This is a genomic window from Endozoicomonas sp. SESOKO3, from assembly GCF_024606255.1.
On the sequence record NZ_JAHHPR010000398.1, the window covers coordinates 1 to 1,281 of the forward strand.

2 protein-coding genes are annotated in these 1,281 nt (G+C 48.7%); both read left to right on the top strand.

Translation table 11 applies throughout. The annotated features are described in order from the left end of the window. Positions 1–928, top strand: a 928-nt coding sequence (gene queG / locus KDK18_RS06860; RefSeq protein ID WP_257254131.1) for a tRNA epoxyqueuosine(34) reductase QueG, incomplete at its 5' end; no start/stop codon positions are given. Positions 929–987: 59 nt separating this feature from the next. Then, the coding region (locus tag KDK18_RS06865; RefSeq protein ID WP_257254132.1) for a hypothetical protein at positions 988–1,281 on the top strand (294 nt) is incomplete at its 3' end.

A 1,281-nucleotide genomic window follows, 5' to 3' on the forward strand; every position in this document is an offset into this window, starting at 1 on the left:
GCAATATATGGAGCGGCACAAAGAACTCAGATGCCACCCTGAAAAGCTTCATGAAGGTGTCATAAGGGTTATCTCCGCCAGAATGGATTATCTGCCCGCAGAAACCGAGACCGTCAAGATTCTGAATGAGCCGGAAAAGGCTTATGTCTCCCGTTATGCTTTGGGACGTGATTACCACAAGCTGATTCGCAAGCGCTTAACCCAGCTCGGAAAAAAAATAGCTGATATTGCCGGAAGCCATGGTTATCGCGCCTTTGTTGACAGCGCACCGGTGATGGAAAGACCTCTGGCTCAGCAGGCCGGTCTGGGCTGGATGGGCAAACACTCCCTGATTATCAACCGTCAGGCAGGTTCTTTCTTTTTCCTGGGAGAACTCTTTACCAATTTACCTCTGCCCACTGATGAACCATATGAGAAGGACCATTGCGGTCGATGTACTGCTTGCATGGATATTTGTCCTACCAGCGCGATTGTAGAACCCTACAAAGTGGATGCCAGAAAGTGCATTTCCTACCTGACCATTGAAAACAGTGGACCCATACCCGAAGAGCTGCGCAGCAAAATCGGTAACAGGATTTTTGGCTGTGATGACTGCCAGCTCACCTGTCCCTGGAATCGATTTGCCAGACACACACAGGAAAGTGACTTTCAGCCCCGTCATCATCTGGATAACAGTGATCTGGCTGATCTCTTTCTGTGGACGGAAAAAGAATTTCTGGAGCGCACGGCAGGTTCACCGATCCGGCGTGCAGGTTTTGAAAGCTGGTTGAGGAATCTGGCGGTAGGTCTCGGCAACGCCCCCACAACCGGGAAAGTCGTGTCAGCGCTTCGCCAGCGCAGGGACCATCCTTCGAAGCTGGTGAAAGAACATGTGGACTGGGCGCTTAAACAACATACTCAACAACACAGCCCGGATTCTCACGATTAAATTTACACATGGACTACCCTTAGGAGCTACCGAGGTACAGATTCCAAAGGTTTTTGATCATGTCTGTAAAGTTATCGGGTGAATCACTCACGCCCTTTCTTCATATTGTTAAACAATACGATCATTACATTCAGTCCAAAGATATTCGTGGCATCATGTCGTTATTCGTAACAGACGATGAGCCTCACAGCTTTGGACTGCATGTCAATTTGAATGAACGGAAAACATTAGAGCAGCGGTTTACGGACTATTTCAATGCCGGTGAATCCTGTACCGCAGCTTTTGAAGCAGGAAAAAGCGAGCCAATTGTTTACCATTTTGGCGAAGCGGCCTGTCTCTGCATGATGCTACCC